The organism is Helicobacter sp. T3_23-1059 (genome assembly GCF_053654515.1).
On the sequence record NZ_JBSIUV010000205.1, the window covers coordinates 1 to 577 of the forward strand.

Sequence of the window (577 nt, forward strand, 5' to 3'; positions counted from 1 at the left end):
CCTAAAATCTTTTATCACGGAAGCACAGAATATTTTGAAATATTTGAAAAAAGCAAAGATAAAAGCAATTTAGGATTTTGGTTTGCTAATGATATTGACTACGCAGAGGATTATGCAACAAGTTTAGGCAAAGTATATAAGAGCTTTTTACACATAAAAAACCCGCTAGATTTATCGCCACAAAGCAATCTAAAAGAAGCAGATTTTACGCGCATTTTTGGCAAAGATTTTGTAGAGGATATTAAAGTATCGTGGGGCAATGATGAATTTTTTGACAACGCAAATAATTACTTTAGAATCTTGCAAGAATATTCTTACAACGATGAATCAAAAGTCTTTATCGACAAAATCAAAAAAGCAGGCTATGATGGCATATATTCTGTAAGAACCACCGCAAGAATGCCCATTGCAGTAGTCTTTGATAGCAATCAAATCAAAGCCATTGACAACAAAGGCACATTTGATTCTAGCAATCCAAACATTTACCACGCAAACGCGACTTTAGGGGGAGGCATACTAGGTGGAAGCGTAGCAGGGGTAGAGTATGATGAAAACGGCAACATAAAAGGCTTTAGCC

The 577-nt window shown here is 35.9% G+C and carries 1 protein-coding gene; it reads left to right on the forward strand.

The annotated features are described in order from the left end of the window. A partial coding sequence (locus ACWIX0_RS14070) for an ADP-ribosyltransferase-containing protein (RefSeq protein ID WP_454174599.1) occupies positions 1–577 on the forward strand: 577 nt, incomplete at both ends.